20 protein-coding genes are annotated in these 18,405 nt (G+C 44.5%); 5 read left to right on the top strand and 15 right to left on the bottom strand.

Translation table 11 applies throughout. The features are described 5' to 3' along the window. Positions 1-54 precede the first annotated feature (54 nt). A complete protein-coding gene (gene ribF / locus ACX17N_RS13905; protein WP_458893163.1) occupies positions 55-1,056 on the bottom strand; it encodes a riboflavin biosynthesis protein RibF in 1,002 nt (333 codons plus the stop codon). A gap of 209 nt (positions 1,057-1,265) precedes the next feature. On the opposite strand from ribF, the gene ACX17N_RS13900 reads away from it, so the two are divergent. Continuing rightward, positions 1,266-2,396 carry a TDT family transporter gene (locus ACX17N_RS13900; RefSeq protein ID WP_458893162.1) on the top strand — a complete coding sequence of 377 codons (1,131 nt, stop codon included), beginning with the start codon at positions 1,266-1,268 and terminating at the stop codon, positions 2,394-2,396. 108 nt (positions 2,397-2,504) lie between these two features. Beyond that, on the top strand, positions 2,505-3,077 hold the full coding sequence (locus ACX17N_RS13895) for a phosphorylase family protein (RefSeq protein ID WP_458893161.1): 573 nt from the start codon (positions 2,505-2,507) through the stop codon (positions 3,075-3,077). 56 nt (positions 3,078-3,133) lie between these two features. On the opposite strand, the gene ACX17N_RS13890 is transcribed toward ACX17N_RS13895, so the two are convergent. The 12 genes from ACX17N_RS13890 to ubiG all read right to left on the bottom strand — a co-directional run bounded on the left by ACX17N_RS13890 (position 3,134) and on the right by ubiG (position 13,761). Then, entirely contained in the window at positions 3,134-3,757 is a 624-nt protein-coding gene (locus ACX17N_RS13890; RefSeq protein WP_458893160.1) for a TetR family transcriptional regulator C-terminal domain-containing protein, read from the bottom strand. A 282-nt stretch (positions 3,758-4,039) separates the two neighbouring features. Beyond that, complete coding sequence (locus tag ACX17N_RS13885) at positions 4,040-4,849, bottom strand: ABC transporter ATP-binding protein (RefSeq protein ID WP_458893159.1); 810 nt, start codon at positions 4,847-4,849, stop codon at positions 4,040-4,042. Positions 4,850-4,859: 10 nt separating this feature from the next. Next, the gene (gene ssuC / locus ACX17N_RS13880) at positions 4,860-5,675 is read right to left on the bottom strand and encodes an aliphatic sulfonate ABC transporter permease SsuC (protein ID WP_458893158.1); all 816 of its coding nucleotides are present in this window, start codon (positions 5,673-5,675) and stop codon (positions 4,860-4,862) included. Further along, positions 5,675-6,850: an FMNH2-dependent alkanesulfonate monooxygenase gene (ssuD, locus tag ACX17N_RS13875; RefSeq protein WP_458893157.1), complete on the bottom strand. Its 1,176-nt coding sequence runs from the start codon at positions 6,848-6,850 to the stop codon at positions 5,675-5,677. Before ssuD ends, ssuC begins: the two co-directional genes overlap by 1 nt. Positions 6,851-6,877: 27 nt before the next feature. Beyond that, on the bottom strand, positions 6,878-7,873 hold the full coding sequence (locus ACX17N_RS13870) for an aliphatic sulfonate ABC transporter substrate-binding protein (RefSeq protein WP_458893156.1): 996 nt from the start codon (positions 7,871-7,873) through the stop codon (positions 6,878-6,880). Between the two features lie 612 nt (positions 7,874-8,485). Continuing rightward, positions 8,486-9,835 carry an amino-acid N-acetyltransferase gene (gene argA / locus ACX17N_RS13865; RefSeq protein ID WP_458893155.1) on the bottom strand — a complete coding sequence of 450 codons (1,350 nt, stop codon included), beginning with the start codon at positions 9,833-9,835 and terminating at the stop codon, positions 8,486-8,488. Positions 9,836-9,965: 130 nt separating this feature from the next. Then, complete coding sequence (locus tag ACX17N_RS13860) at positions 9,966-10,328, bottom strand: RcnB family protein (RefSeq protein WP_458893154.1); 363 nt, start codon at positions 10,326-10,328, stop codon at positions 9,966-9,968. A gap of 262 nt (positions 10,329-10,590) precedes the next feature. Further along, positions 10,591-10,989, bottom strand: coding sequence for an RcnB family protein (locus ACX17N_RS13855; RefSeq protein WP_458893153.1), 399 nt, complete (start codon positions 10,987-10,989; stop codon positions 10,591-10,593). 257 nt (positions 10,990-11,246) lie between these two features. After that, on the bottom strand, positions 11,247-11,402 hold the full coding sequence (locus ACX17N_RS13850) for a hypothetical protein (protein WP_458893152.1): 156 nt from the start codon (positions 11,400-11,402) through the stop codon (positions 11,247-11,249). Positions 11,403-11,579: 177 nt separating this feature from the next. Continuing rightward, a complete protein-coding gene (locus ACX17N_RS13845) occupies positions 11,580-12,326 on the bottom strand; it encodes a YciK family oxidoreductase (protein WP_458893151.1) in 747 nt (248 codons plus the stop codon). Positions 12,327-12,358: 32 nt separating this feature from the next. Continuing rightward, positions 12,359-13,048 (bottom strand): HAD family hydrolase, encoded by a 690-nt coding sequence (locus ACX17N_RS13840; RefSeq protein ID WP_458893150.1) that lies wholly within the window; start codon positions 13,046-13,048, stop codon positions 12,359-12,361. Next, positions 13,045-13,761, bottom strand: coding sequence for a bifunctional 2-polyprenyl-6-hydroxyphenol methylase/3-demethylubiquinol 3-O-methyltransferase UbiG (gene ubiG / locus ACX17N_RS13835; protein ID WP_458893149.1), 717 nt, complete (start codon positions 13,759-13,761; stop codon positions 13,045-13,047). The genes ACX17N_RS13840 and ubiG overlap by 4 nt, the downstream gene beginning before the upstream one ends. Positions 13,762-13,938: 177 nt before the next feature. Between ubiG and ACX17N_RS13830 the strand changes: the two genes are divergently transcribed. Further along, positions 13,939-14,559, top strand: coding sequence for a thiol:disulfide interchange protein DsbA/DsbL (locus ACX17N_RS13830; protein WP_458893148.1), 621 nt, complete (start codon positions 13,939-13,941; stop codon positions 14,557-14,559). Between the two features lie 37 nt (positions 14,560-14,596). Here ACX17N_RS13830 and ACX17N_RS13825 read toward each other — a convergent pair whose 3' ends face one another. After that, positions 14,597-15,265, bottom strand: a complete 669-nt coding sequence (locus ACX17N_RS13825) for a TetR family transcriptional regulator (RefSeq protein WP_458893147.1) — start codon at positions 15,263-15,265, stop codon at positions 14,597-14,599. Positions 15,266-15,470: 205 nt separating this feature from the next. Here ACX17N_RS13825 and rph point away from each other — a divergent pair, with 205 nt between their 5' ends. Beyond that, on the top strand, positions 15,471-16,187 hold the full coding sequence (rph, locus tag ACX17N_RS13820; RefSeq protein WP_458893146.1) for a ribonuclease PH: 717 nt from the start codon (positions 15,471-15,473) through the stop codon (positions 16,185-16,187). Between the two features lie 150 nt (positions 16,188-16,337). Further along, positions 16,338-16,499, top strand: coding sequence for an ABZJ_00068 family colistin stress protein (locus ACX17N_RS13815; RefSeq protein WP_458893145.1), 162 nt, complete (start codon positions 16,338-16,340; stop codon positions 16,497-16,499). 4 nt (positions 16,500-16,503) lie between these two features. Here ACX17N_RS13815 and ACX17N_RS13810 read toward each other — a convergent pair whose 3' ends face one another. Then, the gene (locus tag ACX17N_RS13810) at positions 16,504-18,345 is read right to left on the bottom strand and encodes an LTA synthase family protein (RefSeq protein WP_458893144.1); all 1,842 of its coding nucleotides are present in this window, start codon (positions 18,343-18,345) and stop codon (positions 16,504-16,506) included. Positions 18,346-18,405 lie beyond the last annotated feature (60 nt).

Genomic DNA, 18,405 nt, shown 5'->3' with positions numbered 1-18,405 from the left:
CTTCCAATTTAATCAGCTTTAAGACTGACGCGTTTTACATAAAATTTTCGGTATTTAAAAGGGAAAGGTTGGGTTGTTGTGACGAAACTCAAGGAGCTTCTCCACATCATCATCGATTCCCGCTTTTAGTGCTTCCAGCGAAGGGTAGTTCTTTTCACCATGTAAATAGTTCAAGAAGGTGACCCGCATTAACAAGCCATACAGATTAGCAGAAACATTAGGGAAATGTACTTCTAATCGCCACTCTGGACGTTCTTGTTGGATGGCTGGTCGTGTTCCAACGTGCCCCGCACCAAACAAAGCGCTCGCCTGATAACCCAAAACTCCTTTTTGTTCTGGGCTGTCTTGTCGCACTTTGTCTTGTAAAGAGGTGGTTTCGCAAATGACATCGACCCCATAAATCCCGTTCAGACACGGTTTATGACGGTTTAAACGGACATTAATGGTCGGAAAATCAAGGGTACGGCCAATTTGATCGCCGTATTGCACCCGCCCCGTAATACTATAAGGTCGTCCCAGCAACTGGGCCGCCAGGGCCAAATCCCCAGCTTGCAGGGTTTGACGAATACGGGTTGAACTGACGCGTTCTCCATGCAGAGAAATGGTAGTCAAATTGGTGACTTGAAAACCGTAGTTACGTAAATATTCACTATTGCCTTGGCGGTTTTTGCCAAAATGGAAATCATCGCCCAGTACCAAATGTTCAGCATTGAGTTGATGTTTGAGTAAGTCGGCAAAAGCTTCTGCACTTAAACCACGGAAATAATGGTCAAATTTGGCCACGGCAATATAGTCCACCCCCAGCTCACTTAAATATTCGACTTTTTCGCGCAGTGAGGTAATACGAGGAGGTGCTTCATAACCTTGAAAAAATTCCAGCGGTTGCGGCTCAAAAATCATGACCAAGGTCTGCAGTTGTTGTTGTGCGGCCACACTTTTGAGTTGCTGAATCATGGCTTGATGCCCCAAATGCACACCGTCAAAATTACCAATCGTCACAGCGGTTTTGGGTAATTGAAAGTCTGGTGCTAAAGCATTCAGGCGGAGCAGCTTCATGGGCTAATCAATAAATGAAAAATAATCAGGCTTATATATTGCCATATTCTGTTCGTTTCGTCTTGTTGTTGTGTTTTTACTCAGTAAAATTTATTAATGCGGCAAATATTAATCAATAAAAATGATTTTAAAAATAAAAAATAATCAATTTTTCTTATTAATATGACGTTGTAAGATCAACATAACTGCTCATATTGGATGAAAACCCGATGAAAAAGCCTTTTTATCAATTACCCCAATGGCATGACCTGATTCGTCAGTTTACTCCAAACTGGTTTACTGTCTGTATGGGAACTGGCATTTTGGCTGTGATTCTGGCTGAATTTGGCACTATTCATCCTTGGTTTGAGGCTGCTGGTGCCGCTTTATGGCATCTTAATCTGGTGCTCTTTACGCTGTTTAGTCTGCTTTATGGCTTACGTTGGCTCTTCTACCCGCAGGAAGCCAAGCAAATTTTTAGCCATCCGAGCATGAGCCTGTTTTTGGGTACGATTCCGATGGCATTGGCAACGCTGATCAATGGGAGCCTGAAATATGGTATCGCCCTGTACGGCCCAGCTGTGGTCGATATTGCTCAGTGGTTGTGGTATGTCGATGTCGTGCTGGCATTCAGTGTGGCGTTTGTGGTGCCCTTCTGTATGTTCAGTTGTCAGCAACATCAGTTATCTCAGATGACCGCCGTGTGGTTATTGCCGATTGTGGCGTGTGAAGTTGCCGCAGCGACAGGTGGTAGTTTATTGCAGCATTTACCTGCAAATGCGCATGCGCTCAGCATCTTATTCGGCAGTTATTTACTCTGGGGAATCTCAGTTTTTCCTGCCTTGCTGATTTTAGGGATTCTGTTTTTACGTTTGGCCTTGCATCAATTGCCGAATCAAGAACTGGCGATGACAGGCTGGTTAGCAGTGGGCCCAATTGGTACAGGCGCGTTGGCCTTGTTACTTTTGGGTGAGCAAGCGCAACGACTCAGCATGCAGTTGCCGATAACCGGCTTGGGTGAATTCTTGCATCAGGCCGGGATATTGAGCAGTTTGCTGTTGTTGGGATTTGGTCTGTGGTGGCTGGGTATCGCTATGCTGATTAGTCTGAAGCATGCCTTAAAGCATTTACCGTTTAATTTGGGCTGGTGGGGAATGACTTTTCCCTTGGGCGTCTTTAGTTTAGCCATCTTGCAGCTGGCACAGCAGTTACAATTGGATGGATTACGCAGCATTGGCTATGGCTTCGCGATCTTATTAATGCTGTTATGGGGCTTGGTCATGAGCAAAACGGTGGCAGGCTTTTACGCTGGACGCTTATTCTTTTCGCCCTGCCTGCATCTGTATTTACAGCAAAAATAGGACAGAAATATCCGTATGCCACCGAGAGCTTTTAATGCAAAAAAGGCCTGATTTGCAGCCTGCGTGGTTTTGATTTTTAATAGCAGGGTTTTGTTTTGAGTCATCCGCATGAAATCTCCATTAGCCTTAATTATGGCTTTACCCAATGAGTCGAAAGGTCTGTTTGAACAGGCTCAGATTGATGTGCATTACAGTGGCATTGGTAAAGTGAATGCCGCCTTTAAAGCCTTTGAGGTGATTCAGGCAACAGGCTGTAACACCTTGCTCAATTTGGGCAGTGCAGGCAGTTCGCATTTTGACCGACATGCCTTAGTTGAAGTTACCAGCTTTGTGCAACGCGATATGGATGTTTCACCCCTCGGCTTTGAAGTCGGGGTCACTCCGATGGATCATGATCATCCCGCAGCGATTGATTTAGAGCCTTATTTTAGCCAGTTACCAAAAGGCATTTGTGGGACAGGGGACAATTTTGAAATCGGTCAGCCCAAAGTGCCTTGTAATTTGGTGGACATGGAAGGCTATGCGATGGCTAAAGTGTGTAAAAAGCTGGGGGTGCGTCTGATTTCAGTGAAATACATTACTGATGGCGCCAATGATACTGCGCATATGGATTGGGAAGAAAATTTACTGTTGGGGGCAGAAAAATTGTTGTCCTTATACCAATCTTTCAGAGTGGAATAACAGGCTTGGCGACCATAGAGGGCTATGGTCGTGTTGCCAATACAAGGGAGCAGGAATTAGCTGTTTTGCTCGCGCGGTAAGATCCCGTAAAGCATCATGTGCACGGTATGCTGAATGACACGCTGTTGCATGCTACGGTTACGCAAGGTCTTACCCGTCACCATTTCCATTTGCGTGGCAAAGTCGGCATAGTTTTGCGTCACGGCCCAAATGTTTAGAATCAGCAATTCCGGATCAATGTCTGCAGAAATTTTACCTTGCTCTTGCCACATGCTAATCACTTTGGCTTTGCGTTTTACCAGTTTTTTTAGTGGACCTTTTAAGATCTCTAAAATATGTGGTGCACCTTGAATAATTTCTAAGGCAAATAAACGCGAAGCTTTCGGTTGCGTGCGTGACAGTTCAATTTTTTGCAGTAAATAATTGGTAATCGCTTCCGTCGGCTCTAATTCTGCTTCGAGCATTTGCAGAGGTGCTAACCATTTTTGCAAGACCGTGGTCAGTACTTCAACATACAATGCTTCTTTATTTTCATAGTAATAGAAAATGTTCGACTTATGCATTTCAGCAAGTTGAGCAATTTCATCTAAACTAGCCCCGTTAAATCCATATAAGGAAAAAACATCAAGTGCGGCATTCAGCAATTGATGGCGCTTTTGAGTACTCTTTTTTTGTTCCATTCGCAGCTTTAAAAAATTCAGGGAAGGCTAAATTGTACGGCAAATCATCAGATTTGTGCATCAACAAATCCAGTAATTTGATGAAATCCTGAAATTTCGGGATGAAATAATATGGCGTGATTTCACAATCTGCCAGTTAAAAAGATGAAACGGACAAATGTATCGGGAAATGCACCAATTGAGACCATATTTGTTTCAAATATGACATTTATGTGACATTTTTATGACAGTGAAATTTTGTCTCGAACCCGATCCTCATCCGAGGATTGGGTTGCGACATGATTATTTCGTGGCTAAAACGGCATTTAAAACCTGCTGTTCTAGCTCGGCAAATTGCCAGTTTTTTCCCCGTGGCCGTGGCAGGTCTACCTGAAATTGACGTGCGATATGACCCTGATCCAATAAAATAATCCGGTCTGCCAATTGTACGGCTTCACTGACATCATGCGTGACCAAAATGGCGGTAAAGCCTTGTTCGCGCCACAGCTGTTCAATCAGTTTTTGCATCTCTAGGCGGGTGAGCGCATCTAAGGCACCTAAGGGTTCATCTAATAATAAAACCCGAGGCTGATGGGACAAGGCACGCGCGAGGGCGGTGCGTTGCCGCTGACCACCAGAAAGTTGCGCCGGCCATAAGGCGGCTTTTTCTTTTAAGCCGACTTTTTCCAGTAAGGCACTGGCCTGTTGATGTGCGGACTTGTTCAAACCCAAATGGACATTTTGTTCAATACTGCGCCAAGGTAACAGGCGCGGGTCTTGGAACATCACGCGGATATCATCACGGGTAATGCCTTCGCGCAGATGACGAGCCGACTTGAATTTGATTTCACCGTAGCTCGGCTGTTCCAGATCGGCAATCAGCCTTAATAAGGTACTTTTGCCACAGCCACTGCGCCCGACGATTGCCAAAAACTCACCGGGTTGGATGTGTAAGTCCAAATCTTGCAAGACTTGGACATCGCCATAAAATTTATGCAGTTGCTCAATTAAAATTTCTGCACCCAGTAGCGCATTCGATTGTATATCGGCAGGTTGATGTTTGGACTGTTGTATCTGTTCAGCGACATGGTCGCCAATGCTGAGATCGGTCATTTTCTGCTCCTTATTTTTGATAGCCAGGGTGCCAGCGCAATAAGTATTTTTCTAAGCTGACAGCCAGTACATCGGCCAGTTTACCGAGTAGGGCATATAACAAGATGCCCACCAAAACCACATCGGTTTGTAAGAACTCACGCGCATTCATAGTCATATAACCAATTCCTGCTTGGGCTGAAATGGTTTCTGCCACAATCAGCAACACCCAAACCAAGCCCAGGGCAAATCGCAAACCGACCAAAATTGAGGGCATCGCCCCAGGCAGGATAATATTTTTATACAGTTGCCAACGACTCAGTCCGTAGCTTTTGCCCATTTCAATCAGTTGCGGGTCGACAGAGCGAATACCGTGATAGGTATTGATATAAATCGGGAAGAACACGCCCACAGCGACCAAGAACAGCTTGGCGCTTTCATCAATGCCAAACCAGAGAATCACCAGTGGAATTAAAGCCAAAGCTGGAATATTCCGAATCATCTGTAAGGTGGTATCGAGCAGGGTCGAGGCGGTTTTGGAGGAGCCATTCAACAGTCCCAAAGCTAAGCCCAGACCTCCACCAAGAGCGAGACCGAGTAAGGCACGTCCTGCACTGACTTGGACATGATGCCAAAGTTCACCACTGATCAGTAAGTGCCAGAATGCACTGATGACCGCCGTAGGCGCAGGCAAAATTCGACTTTGCAGCAGACCTGAAGTTGAGGCGATTTGCCAGAGCAGAATCAGCAATAAAGGTACCAGCCAGGGCAGCAAACGCTGCCCAAATTTTGTTCCACGTGAAACTTTTCGCTTGGGAAAAGTTCCAGCCGCAGTGATTCTAGACATTAGGCGGACTCCTTAATGGGACGTGCAGCCAGCGTCTGGCTCGGGACATAATTGTTCGCGACAATTTCACCGAAAGGCCCCGTGAGATTGGGTTGCGATAATTTTTTACGGGTTTCCAAAGGTAAAAGCGGAAACACCAGTTCGGCAAAGCGAATCGACTCTTCCAAATGTGGGTAGCCAGAGAAAATAAAAGTGCTGATGCCCAAATCGGCATATTCCTGAATGCGATCTGCTACGGTTTGTGGGTCGCCCACCAGCGCCGTTCCTGCACCACCACGCACCAGTCCTACACCGGCCCATAGATTCGGAGAAACTTCCAATTTGCTGCGGTCACCATTATGAAGTTCTGCCATGCGTCGCTGTCCAACCGAATCCATTTGCTTGAATTTTTGTTGTGCGGCAGCGATGGTGGCATCATCCACATACTGAATCAGCTCATGGGCGGCTTGCCATGCCTCCTGATTGGTCTCACGCACAATCACATGTAGGCGAATACCATAGTTGAGCTGGCGTCCTTTGGCGGCTGCTTTTTCACGCACTTGCGCCAGTTTTTCTTTGACCGCTGCAGGTGGTTCACCCCAGGTTAAATAGGTATCGACTTGCTCGGTCGCCAGTTCAATCGCGGCATCCGATGAACCTCCGAACCAGAGCGGTGGGTAAGGGTGTTGTACTGGTGGATAGAGCAGTTTGGCATCATCAACCTTTAAGTGCTCGCCGTGAAAACTGAAGGCTTCACCGGTATGCGAGCGGGTCAGAATTTCACGCCAGATTTTGGTGTATTCACTCGCGGTTTGATAACGTGTGGCATGGTCTTCATAAATGCCATCTCCCTTGAGCTCTTGTTCATCACCACCAGTGACCAGATTGAGCAGCACGCGCCCATTGGAAAGGCGGTCAAAAGTGGCTGCCATACGCGCAGCCAATGCTGGGGTGGTTACCCCTGGACGCAGCGCCACTAAAAATTTCAGGTTCTGGGTCGCATCAATCAAACTGGCCGCTGTAATCCACGGATCTTCACATGAACGCCCCGTGGGAATCAGTACCCCTTCATAGCCTAAATGATCTGCCGCAACGGCAATTTGCTTCATATAGGCATGATCCACTTGGCGTGCGCCTTTGCTGGTGCCTAAATAACGACTATCGCCATGTGTGGGAATAAACCAGAAAATTTTCATTATTAATATCCTTACATTATTTACAAATTAGTGCGTTTTCGGGGCTGCCCAAACGCTGCTTTGCACCTGAATATTTTTTGGAATCAGTTGCACCTGCTGGAACAGATCAGCGATTTGCTGCTGTGCCTGAATCACTTCAGGGTTTAAGGTCTGAATCGGTGACGGCTTTAGACGTTTATCAATCACGCGTTGTGCAATCGATGTTTGCAAACCTGTACTTTGGGTATACACCGTTAAAGCCTGTGGCTGATTTTTGAGTACCCATTGATCGGCCTGATTTAAGCCATGTAAAAACTGTGCGGTAGCTTGCGGATGTGCCGCAATAAATTTGGGATTGCCGATGTAAAATGAGTAGGTTTTCGGGAAGGCGCTGCCATCAATCAGCACTTTGGCATGGGCATCTTGTTCAGCCGCACTGAGGTAGGGTTCCCAAATTGCCCAAGCATCTACCGACTGTTTGTCAAAGGCTGCACGTGCATCGGCAGGGGGGAGCCAAATCGGTTGAATCTCCTGCCAGCTTAAGCCTGCCTGTTGTAAAATTTTTGCCAGTAATTCATGCGCACTCGAACCTTTCTGTACGGCAATACGTTTGCCTCTCAATTCCTGAATAGATTGAATGGCGCTGTTTTTGGGAATCAATAAGGCCTGAGAATTGGCAGGGACTTGTTCATAACCGACATAGCTCAACGCTTTACCAGCCGCTTGAGCAAAGATGGGTGGGGTATTACCCACTGCACCAAAATCAATGGCACCAACAGCCAAGGCTTCCAGCATTTGAGGACCCGCAGGAAACTCTTTCCATTCAATTTTGGCTTGCGGAAATTCCTGTTCAAACAGTTTTTGCTGGCGCGCGACCAATAAATTGAGTGAAGATTTTTGGTAACCAATGGCCAAAGTTTCGACAGGAACCGCCGTGTCTTTGCCTGCAGCAGCAGTCTGATGTGATTCAGTTTTTTGACAGCCGCTGAGGGCAATACTGAGTGTGGTTAAACCCACAAAGCTAATAGTTTTAAAATGTTGCATGATACTGTTCCTGATTATTATGGTGTTGTTTTTAAGTGTGTGATTTGAATATTGCACTTGAGTGGAGAAGGATTTTCTTGTTGTCGTGTAATACACTCAGGCATACACATTACAGCTAGCATCACATTTGTACGGATAGATGTTTTTTGCCCAAGGGATAAGCGGCTTGCCCATATCAGACCTGCTCCACGAAAAATTAATCAGAATTGATGTCAAGCAGATACGCTATAGCGCTTTGTTATGCGGAAAAAATAAAAAAATAGGGATTGGTCATGAAAAAAAAAGATAAATCAAAAAAAGCAAAACTTAGATATAAAATTCAATTAGCGTAAAAATAGAATATAAGTTGATAGTAATTTAAGATATTGAAAATATTAATTTTATTTTTTAATTAAAGAATCTGTATAAGCTTATGCTGCAATTGCATATTGTCACAACCGAGTTTCTGCAAGCTGCAAGATATCGATAGCATAAATCCTGCTAAACCTTGGTCATGCTGCTTGTAAAAAAATATGGGGCTATGTCGAGTAATTGCGCTTGGACTTGAGCAAGCTACTCTCGCTCAAGTCGTTGCTGTGTAGATCCGAAATCTAAAGCAGTGGGATGAGGCGATTAAATCCGTTTTTTAAATACCAAGGAATTTCGTTGATAGTTATACAAAGCTTGACGCGCATTCGGCAGATCATCGACATTGGCGGTTTCAAAGCCATGTTCCAAAAACCAGTGTGCGGTACGCGTGGTCAGCACAAATAATTGCTGTATGCCCATACTGCGGGCTTTTCCTTCCAAATAGTGCAGGATTTGACTGCCACGATTGGATTTACGGTAGCTCGGGTGTACCGCGACGCAGGCAATTTCCGCAGAGCGTAATTCATTGGCTTGGGCGGGTATTGGATACAGGGCGGCGCAGGCGAGAATCATGCCGTCACGTTCAATCACCGCGAACTGTTCAATTTCAGTTTCCAGTCGTTCCCGCGAACGGTAAACCAAAATGCCGTCTTCTTCGAGTGGGCGCAGTAAATTGATCAGTCCACCGACATCCTGAATATTGGCCATGCGCACATCTTCATAATGCGCATCGGTGACCATGGTGCCCGAACCATCACGGGTAAACAGCTCTTCCAGCAAAGCCCCGTCATAAGTATAAGAGATCAGGTGGACGCGATGTACGCCTTTGAGTGAAGCCTCTTGTGCACTGCGGAGTTGTTGTGCCAGTTCGGGATTGCTGCCCTGCTGCTGAATATACTGGTCTAAACGTTGTGGGGTAATTTCCCGTTGCAGTTGCCCTTGGGCATTTTGTAAACCATGTTGTTTACCAAGGAAAATCAGTTTATCGGCTTTTAAGCTGATCGCCGTTCGGGTTGCCACTTCTTCCGCAGGAAGGTTAAAGACTTCCCCAGTTGTGGAGTAACCCACAGGGCCCAGCATGACAATGTTGTGCTGTTGCAGGTGTTTTTGAATGGCATCGGTATCGACACTGCGAACTTCACCAGTTAATTGAAAATCAATGCCATCCCGAATGCCATACGGTTTGGCAGTAATAAAATTACCCGAAACCACATCAATGCGTGCCCCGTACATTGGGGAGTTGGCGAGTCCCATCGACAATAATGCTTCAATTTGCAGACGGACAGAGCCGACGGCATTCATGACACAGCCCAGTGACTCGCGTGTGGTAATGCGACGATGTTGATGGAATGGAGTACTCAAACCACTACTTTTCAGGTTCTGATTAATTTGCTGACGCGCACCATGCACTAAAATCAGCCGAATCCCGAGGGAATTCAGCAGGGCAATGTCATGGATAATATGTTGGAAGTTGTCGTGCTGGACGGCTTCACCATCAAACATGATCACAAAGGTCTTATTACGGTGGGCATTGATATAGGGTGCAGAATGTCGAAACCAGTGCACATACTGTAAAGTTGTGCTGTGTGAAACATCGTTCGAATTCGCTTGCATGCCTATCTCAAAAAATTTGAATCAATAGTCGATTTTAATCAAAAAAATGCAGAGCGAACAATCTTAGATAAAAAAACACCTTAACTTTCGTTAAGGTGCCGAGGGAAGGAATCTATCGAGGCCGCAGGGATTAGCCAATAATATGCAGGATGCGGTTATTGCGCTCGTTGACTAAGACGTAATCGCCGTTAATTTTGTACCATTGTTGATTACGCGCTGGTTTATGTAAGCGTTTCGCATCACGATAATCTACGGCATAGCGGGAAGAGTCATAACCACGTGGTAGGGTTTGACCGACACGCCAATCGCGGCTTGGGTTAATACGTTGATAACGTTTGTCATTCCAACGACCATCTTCTTTTTTCCAGTCGTGGTCATGCTGCTCGGCATAGTGGCGTTGGTCATAACGATGTTCATAAGCTGGCGCTGCAATTGCAGATGCAGTTACGGCTGTACCTAAAGTAAAAACGATTGCGGAAACTAATTTATTCATGCTGTGCCTCAATGTCTGTTGATGTGTTTCGATGAGATCAAGGTAACCAACAACAGCAGAGAAATAATGAGAGCACTATTGTCGAAATGTGAATTTGATGAAGAAAAAACGGAGATTGTAAAGGCATAAAATGCAGGGGCTACAGGGGCAGCAGCGAATTATGTTGGATTTTATTAGGGGATCATCAGTAACATTCAGGCATAAAAAAGCCAGCCTAGAGATGAGCCAGACTGGCGAAAAAGCGTAAAGCAGAGAGATGTACTTAGTCGTTCACAATGCGCAAAATCCCGTTACTGTCAGAATCGATTAAAATATAATCGTTATTGATTTTGTACCATTGCTGATTGCGTGCAGGTTTAGGCAAATTATGCTCTTTATACCCGACTTTGTAGCCGTTGCCACGATAATGCTGCGGCATGACATAACCAGTTTGCCATTGATGCTGCTGTAGACGTTTCACCCCGCGTTCTTCACGCATGCGGCGTTTGTCTTGAATACGGTCATCATCTTGATCAAAATCACGAAAGTCTCGCCCCTTACCTTGATTATTGCGGGGATGGTCATCACCACCACGATGATCAAAGTGGGGTGCAGCAGAACTTAGGCTGCTTGCCATCAATGCACTGAAAGTAATGGTCAATATTGCCATCATCTTTTTCATGTTGACCCCTCGTTATCGATGTGTTCATTTCACAGTAAATAATGTACGAAAAAAATGCAGAGAAACTGTGAAGAAATTAGATTAATTCTTTAAAAAAATAGATAAATTAAGAATATTATCCATGAAATCATCCAGTTTTGGAAATCTTTCTGTGCTTACATGTTTCACACTGTGCTGAGTTTAATGAGTTTGAATCACATCGCTATTCAGCTTCAGTCCTGCATTTCATTGGTATTCGTACGAGGGGAAAACAGCAATTAATTCCACTGCTCGACCCAATGCTGCAAGCAAGCGACCGCTTCAATCACACGCTGTGCCTGTTGTGCATCATCTAAGGCGTGTAGCAGTGTTTCAGGCAGTTGCAGAGAGTGAATGGAGCGAATCAGCTCAACTTTGTGCTGTAGATCGGTCATGGCAAAAGGCTTCCTAGATATGTCGCTGAGAATGTCAGCACAGTGTAGAAAAGTTAGGTTGATTTATAAAACCGAATATTTTGGTTAGTTTAATAAATTAAAACGATTAATATCGCCAAAAAAATCCTTTGTGTGACACAAAGGATTTTAACAGTGCGTATTTAAGACCGCAGGCAATCAATCTTGCGCATCAATACTTTGCCCACTCATCTGTAAACTGTCATCGCCCATTAAATATAAATAGGCTGGCATGATGGATTCCGGCGTTGCAAGAGTTTTAGGGTCTTCCTCTGGATAGGCTTTGGCACGCATTGCCGTCCGTGTTGCGCCTGGATTAATACAATTGAAACGGACATTTGGATGCTGATTTTCTTTGGCAAACAACTGGCTTACGGCTTCAATGGCAATTTTAGACACCGAATAGGCGCCCCATTTTTCCCGAACCTGACGCCCAACGCCTGAGCTGGCAAAAACCACAGAGGCATTTTCTGATTTTTGTAGCAGGGGCAACAATTCTTGCGTCAAGATAAAGGGCGCGCGCAGGTTAACGGCCATAACATCATCCCAAACATCAATTGGATAATGCTCAAGTTCTGTACGCTCACCCAAAATGCCTGCATTATGCAAAATACCATCTAGACGACCAAATTGGGTCTCTAAGGTGTCGTATAGCAACTCATAATCCCGTGGTGAAGCACTGGAGAGTTGCAGAGGAAGGATGGCCGGTTGCGGTGCGCCTAAACTTTCGATTTCATCATAAATGACTTCGAGTTTGTTGAGGGTACGACCGTGTAACACTACGGTTGCCCCATGTAAGGCATAACTGAGTGCAGCTGCACGACCAATGCCATCGCCAGCCCCAGTAATTAAAATGATGCGATCTTTTAGGAGATCTGGGCGAGGCTGATATTCAGAATATTTCATGGTCACCTCCTTCTTATTTTACTCAATCAAGTTTAGGTATTTATTGGTGTATTCAACGACAGTTGTTGTTGAATCACCTGTTGTAATTCGCTCACTGTGTTCACTATACAATTCGCTTGCCAAGCTGTTAAGTCATCTTTGTATTCGAGTGGTAAATAGCCGTAGGCTGCCAAGATGGTGTACATCTGAGCATGACGTCCCGCATCAATATCACGAGGATGATCTCCGACATAGATACATTGCTCGGCGGGAAGCTGCAAGTGTTGTGCTGCCAGATACATCGGTTCTGGATCAGGTTTGGTTTTGCTGACATCTTCAGGACAAACCAAGACCGCACAGCGTTCGGTCAGATTCAACGCAGCCAGTAAAGATTCACTGAGGCCACGGGGTTTATTGGTCACGATGCCCCACGGTATATTTTGCTGTTCGAGCTCTGCTAACAGGGGATGCATGCCTGTAAACAAATCGGTATCCACCGCAATATCTGCGCCGTATAAATCGAGAAAGCGTTGGCGATGGGCTAGAAAAATCGGGTCATCCACGGCCAGTTCGGGATAGACCAGTTTCACCATGGCACGCGCACCTTCTGAGACTTGGGTGCGGATCAGTTCGGCATCTACGACAGCACGACCTTCTTCACGGCACATGCCTTGAATAATGCGAATGAAGTCCGCAGCAGTATCAATTAAGGTGCCATCGAGATCGAACAGAACGGCTTTCATTCTGCACCTGCTTTTACGGTGTAGACCATGTAATTCACATCGACATTCGGCGCCAGCCAGTAGCGTTTGGTCAGTGGGTTGTAATGTAGTCCGATCATATCTTTCAGATTCAGTCCTGCCTGACGGATGTCATGCGCCAATTCAGACGGTTTAATGAATTTATGATAGTCGTGCGTACCTTTGGCCAACATTCTTAAAATGTATTCTGCGCCAATAATGGCAAATAAATAGGATTTTGGATTACGGTTAATGGTCGAGAAGAAGACGTGACCACCTGGTTTGACCAAGGTTTGGCAGGCCTGAATAATCGATGCAGGATCGGGCACATGTTCCAGCATTTCCATGCAAGTTACCACATCGTATTGTCCGGCTTGTTCTTTGGCGAGTTCTTCTACGGGTACTTGGCGATATTCAATATTCTGTACACCTTCTTGTTCAGCATGAATGCGTGCCACATTTAAAGGCGCAACGCCCATATCAATACCCAGCACTTGCGCACCACGACGCGCCATACTTTCAGCCAAAATGCCACCACCGCAGCCGACATCGAGGACTTTTTTACCAGCAAGACCATTGACCCGTTCATCAATCCAGTTGAGGCGCAGTGGGTTAATTTGATGTAAAGGTCGGAATTCAGAATGCTGATCCCACCATATAGCAGCGAATGCTTCAAATTTGGCAATTTCTTGCGGATCAACATTTAATTTCGACATTGGCGCCACCTCAATCAAGTTGTTTTGGTATAAAGATCAATATGGCTAGTGTAGCGTTAATTCTAAAAAAAGCGATAAAAGCAGTAAAAAAGTTCACAGAAGGAAAACGAAATCGACTAAATTGTTTTATAGTTTTCGCATAAGCTCATCATAATGATTTAGAGGACAACAAACGCAATGAAAAAATTCCTTTTGGGCAGTCTTGCAACGGCCGTATTGGCATTTTCTGGTAGTGTAATGGCAGCGGATTTTGTTGCGGGCAAAGACTATACTGTAGTCGCTAACCCAGGCAAAGTTGAAGTGCCAGGAAAAATCGAAGTGCGTGAATTCTTTTGGTATGGTTGCCCACACTGCTTCAAATTAGAACCGCATATGCAAACTTGGCTGAAGAACATTCCTAAAGATGTACGTTTTGTGCGTACTCCAGCAGCCATGAACCCAGTGTGGGAGCAGGGGGCACGTGGTTATTATGTTTCTGAAGCATTAGGTGTACGCAAGAATACCCATTTACCATTGTTCCATGCGATTCATGTGAATGGTCAGCAAATTTTTGATCAGCAATCGCAAGCGAAATTCTTTAGCAAATATGGGGTGCCTGAAGCTAAATTTAACAGCATGTTCAACTCTTTCCCAATCACATCTAAAGTGGCTCAGTCACAGCAATTGGCAAGACAGTACCAGTTAACGGGCGTGCCTGCTGTCGTGGTCAACGGTAAGTACGTGGTGCAAGGTGAAGATGGTAAAGTGACGCAAGTGGTAAGCTACTTGGTAGAGAAAGAACGTAAAGCCAAATCATAGGTCAAGCGTAAAAAAACCTGCGATTTTGCAGGTTTTTTTATGTCTTTGCATCTGGATCTGGTGCTAGTGAGATCGGCTCAAGATAGGCAATCCCAGTCAATAACAGTTGAATTTGCCGCATGGTTTGCTGCTTAAATGCTTGCTGTTGAATCGAGGATGCTGGCGGTGAGCTGATACAAAAGTTCACCCAGGAAATAGCCCAATTAAAGGACAAATTAATCAGTAGATGTGAGAGCGCGGCTAAATCCTCTGCTGCATATCGCTGCTGCGACTGGTTCATTAAACTTAAATCTTGAGTCAGGTCCTCAATCAGTGCATCAATTTCACGGGCAATGGCCTGACGGAGCACGGGGGAACCGCCCCAACGTTCCGCACTAAAAAACATCCACCATTCAGGATGTTGTTCGACAGCGGCAAAAAACTGATCTAGATGGGTTTCAAGATCGGCATCTGGCTGAAACAGGCTGGCCAGTTTTAATTGATGGAGAACGCGTTTGAGCTGAAGAGCGACTTGGTCGATCAGTTCCAAGCCCAATTGTTCTTTGTCCTGAAAATGCCGATAAAATGCCGTGGGTACGAGCCCAACGGGGCGCGTAATATCCCTAAGGCTTAAGCTACTAAACGAATGTCCAGACGTCGTTAAACTTAACGCGGCATCCAATAGGGCTTGGTGGCTCTGCTGTTTTCGTTCATCCCGTATCGACATAGCTATTCTCGAAAGGCTTTATCAAAGTTTAACAAACTTAATGTTGAAAAAAACAGCAGATATGTAGCGGCGTGATCCCATCTGATGGCTGAGGAAAATGCTGGGGTTGCGTTTTTTCTTGCTGATTCCTTGCAGAGACCAACCAAACAGTTGGCATCTGCTATACTTGAGCGCAACTGATTTCTATCAATATAAAAGGCGAATTATGCGTATCGACCAACGTACTCTAGATCAATTACGTGATGTAAAAATTACCCGCAATTACACACGTTATGCTGAAGGTTCTGTGCTGGTTGAATTTGGTCATACCAAAGTGCTTTGTACAGCCAGTATTGATAATTCTGTACCCCGTTTCCTGAAAGGTAAAGGACAAGGTTGGGTAACAGCGGAATACGGCATGTTACCACGCTCAACCCATACCCGTAGCGACCGTGAAGCAGCACGTGGCAAACAGTCAGGACGTACGCAAGAAATCCAGCGTTTGATTGGTCGTAGTTTACGAGCCATGGTGGACTTAAAGAAACTCGGTGAAAACACCATTACCATTGACTGTGATGTGATTCAGGCTGATGGGGGTACACGTACTGCGGCGATTACTGGTGCTGCGGTGGCATTGGTGGATGCCATGAATGTTTTGCTTGAACAAAAGAAAATTAAGCATGATCCATTGAAAGGTTTGGTGGCAGCAATTTCAGTCGGTATGTACAAGGATAAAGTCTTGCTCGACTTATGTTATGAAGAAGATTCAAATTGTCAAACCGACTTGAACGTGGTCATGACGCAGGCAGGTGAATTCATTGAAATTCAAGGTACTGCAGAAGACAAGCCATTCACTCGTAGCCAAGCCAATGACATGCTGGAAATGGCGGAAAAGGGGATTCAAGCGTTAATCCAGAAGCAGCAAGAAGCGCTGGGCTGGTAATTGAATCTATAAAAAAAAGCACCCTAATGGGTGCTTTTTTTTGCTTTACAAAACCTAATCAAATCAAGATCAATCGATAACAGGCACTGAATTGTATCATCATGATCAACCTGTAGACTGATGCCATCAATTTTATTGGAGCAGGTTTTGATGGCTCAATTCTTTATCATTTTTTGTGCTGTGGTCACTTTTGCATTAATGGCGTGTGATCCACGTCCGACTGAATCAAAGCCAGCGGATTCAGCATGGGGGCAAGCGCAAAACACCTCACCGACAACTCAATCCACGCCACAAGATGCATCTAAGCTTTAAACCATTATCCTGCTTTTTTCACCAATAATTGATAGCTATGGTTTTTGCCATTTAACACATCCATGTTCAAATCTTTATACTGATTCAGTAGTTGTGGATGTGGGTATTTACAATCTGGCTGAATGTCCACGCCCGTTTGATGAATCGCACTATAACAAGTACTAACTTCTTGAATAAATTGATAATAAGGCGGGAGGGGTAACTCTGCTGCAGCCAAGACTTTAGGCGCTAGAAAGTGCGCAGCAATTTCTTTTTGCTGGAATAGACTACGATCAATCAGATAATTACTCCAGACGGCCAGAGGGGTGCTAAAGAAACGGGCATCTTTCTTTTCAGCTTTTTCTTGTTCAGAAGCAAAGAAGTGATAGTCATCGTATACTTTGCCTAAACTCGGTAAATGGTCACCAAAGAAAATCACAATGGTCGGACGATCCAGTTGTTTCAAATCTTGAATCAGTTTTTCAACGTGTTGATCTGCACGCTGTAATCCAGTCAGATAAGTATTCAGTTGGCGTTTGGAGGTATCACTTAGCCCCTTTTGATCAATTTTGAAGTGATCTTTACCGTAGCGATCATCATTGTAATTAAAGTGATTTTCTACAGTAATCGCATAAATAAACTGTGGTTGCTCGGTATGTTTGAGTTGTGTGCGAATCGATTGATAGAGCAAATCATCCGTTGCCCATCCTGCTTGATTGATATATTTGGCACGCTCTTGTGCACTGGTCATATTTTCCAGCGAAGTAAAACGGTGAAAGCCTAAGTTTTGATAGACACTATTGCGGTTATAAAAAAACTTGCCGCTGTTATGCATCGCAGTGGTGTCATAACCCAAGCTATTTAAATACGTGGCCAAAGAATAGGTGGGACGCTTGAGTTTGGATACATACATCAGCTCATTATGGTTGAGGTAAATATTCAGACTGGTCAGCACTTCAAATTCTACATTGGCTGTACCACCACCAAAACTCGGAGAAAGCAGGTTTGCAGTTTGGTAGCGATCCAATGTTGGCGTGATGTTTTGTGGAATACTTTTGCCTAATTCACGTGCATCCCAATGTGCTTCACTCATGATCATCACAATATTGGGTTGCTGTTCAGCATGTGTAGATACAGTCGTAGTTTGGCTAAAAGGTGTATACAGCGCCTTAATGGTGGATTCAGGAATATTTTCGGTATTAAACAGTTGAGTATTCAGGCTATCCACAGACTTAGAAAAGAAGAATGGAATAAAACCAATTTTTTGAATGGTCAGATGATCACCAATCCAGTCACCGCGGGTATTTGGAAAAGCTTGTTGATATTTACACAGCCAGCTTTGATTATTTTCACGACAGAATTGACTAAAGTTATTGCTGAAATTGGCACTAATAAAAAAGCCTAAACCCAAGAGTGACAAGAGTGCATTGGAAAAGAATAATCTTTTTTTCTCAAGACGCTCTTTACGGTATAAAAAAATCATCAGTGCGATACATAAAGCAACACCTGTGAGCACCGAAAATTTAAGTAACCAAGGTGCGACAGTAAAAGTTTCTTTAATGAGTAAGAAATCACTTGGGACTAAACTGGCGGATAAATATTTTTCTTTTTGTGCGTTGATAAAAATCAGCAATAGGAAAATAAATTGGCTAAAGAAAAGGGTAATAAAAGTTTTACGAAACAATAAGTAAAAGAAAGAAATTAGTGCGTAGTTGATCAGTACCGAGACAAAATGTCGGGCACCATTATATTGAAAATAGATTTCTGGATTTTTTAAAATTCTCGGTAAAGCTGGGTATAGGCAAAATAAAGCCACAGACACGAGTGCGATCAGCAAAAACAAAGCTTGCTGTTTCCAGATATTCATAACAGTTGCTATGGGGGAGAAAAGTTAGCTCGGCATTATAAAACTTTCGAGATAATTTTC

Source organism: Acinetobacter sp. GXMZU3951 (assembly GCF_054457875.1).
Note: the sequence above shows the minus strand (reverse complement) of the source record. Positions and strands in the feature narration are given on the sequence as shown.

Excerpts from the sequence above, each read along its gene's own strand:
- ribF (WP_458893163.1), bottom strand. The coding sequence starts at position 1,056 with ATGAAGCTGCTCCGCCTGAATGCTTTAGCACCAGACTTTCAATTACCC.
- ACX17N_RS13900 (WP_458893162.1), top strand. The coding sequence starts at position 1,266 with ATGAAAAAGCCTTTTTATCAATTACCCCAATGGCATGACCTGATTCGT.
- ACX17N_RS13895 (WP_458893161.1), top strand. The coding sequence starts at position 2,505 with ATGAAATCTCCATTAGCCTTAATTATGGCTTTACCCAATGAGTCGAAA.
- ACX17N_RS13890 (WP_458893160.1), bottom strand. The coding sequence starts at position 3,757 with ATGGAACAAAAAAAGAGTACTCAAAAGCGCCATCAATTGCTGAATGCC.
- ACX17N_RS13885 (WP_458893159.1), bottom strand. The coding sequence starts at position 4,849 with ATGACCGATCTCAGCATTGGCGACCATGTCGCTGAACAGATACAACAG.
- ssuC (WP_458893158.1), bottom strand. The coding sequence starts at position 5,675 with ATGTCTAGAATCACTGCGGCTGGAACTTTTCCCAAGCGAAAAGTTTCA.
- ssuD (WP_458893157.1), bottom strand. The coding sequence starts at position 6,850 with ATGAAAATTTTCTGGTTTATTCCCACACATGGCGATAGTCGTTATTTA.
- ACX17N_RS13870 (WP_458893156.1), bottom strand. The coding sequence starts at position 7,873 with ATGCAACATTTTAAAACTATTAGCTTTGTGGGTTTAACCACACTCAGT.
- argA (WP_458893155.1), bottom strand. The coding sequence starts at position 9,835 with ATGCAAGCGAATTCGAACGATGTTTCACACAGCACAACTTTACAGTAT.
- ACX17N_RS13860 (WP_458893154.1), bottom strand. The coding sequence starts at position 10,328 with ATGAATAAATTAGTTTCCGCAATCGTTTTTACTTTAGGTACAGCCGTA.
- ACX17N_RS13855 (WP_458893153.1), bottom strand. The coding sequence starts at position 10,989 with ATGAAAAAGATGATGGCAATATTGACCATTACTTTCAGTGCATTGATG.
- ACX17N_RS13850 (WP_458893152.1), bottom strand. The coding sequence starts at position 11,402 with ATGACCGATCTACAGCACAAAGTTGAGCTGATTCGCTCCATTCACTCT.
- ACX17N_RS13845 (WP_458893151.1), bottom strand. The coding sequence starts at position 12,326 with ATGAAATATTCTGAATATCAGCCTCGCCCAGATCTCCTAAAAGATCGC.
- ACX17N_RS13840 (WP_458893150.1), bottom strand. The coding sequence starts at position 13,048 with ATGAAAGCCGTTCTGTTCGATCTCGATGGCACCTTAATTGATACTGCT.
- ubiG (WP_458893149.1), bottom strand. The coding sequence starts at position 13,761 with ATGTCGAAATTAAATGTTGATCCGCAAGAAATTGCCAAATTTGAAGCA.
- ACX17N_RS13830 (WP_458893148.1), top strand. The coding sequence starts at position 13,939 with ATGAAAAAATTCCTTTTGGGCAGTCTTGCAACGGCCGTATTGGCATTT.
- ACX17N_RS13825 (WP_458893147.1), bottom strand. The coding sequence starts at position 15,265 with ATGTCGATACGGGATGAACGAAAACAGCAGAGCCACCAAGCCCTATTG.
- rph (WP_458893146.1), top strand. The coding sequence starts at position 15,471 with ATGCGTATCGACCAACGTACTCTAGATCAATTACGTGATGTAAAAATT.
- ACX17N_RS13815 (WP_458893145.1), top strand. The coding sequence starts at position 16,338 with ATGGCTCAATTCTTTATCATTTTTTGTGCTGTGGTCACTTTTGCATTA.
- ACX17N_RS13810 (WP_458893144.1), bottom strand. The coding sequence starts at position 18,345 with ATGAATATCTGGAAACAGCAAGCTTTGTTTTTGCTGATCGCACTCGTG.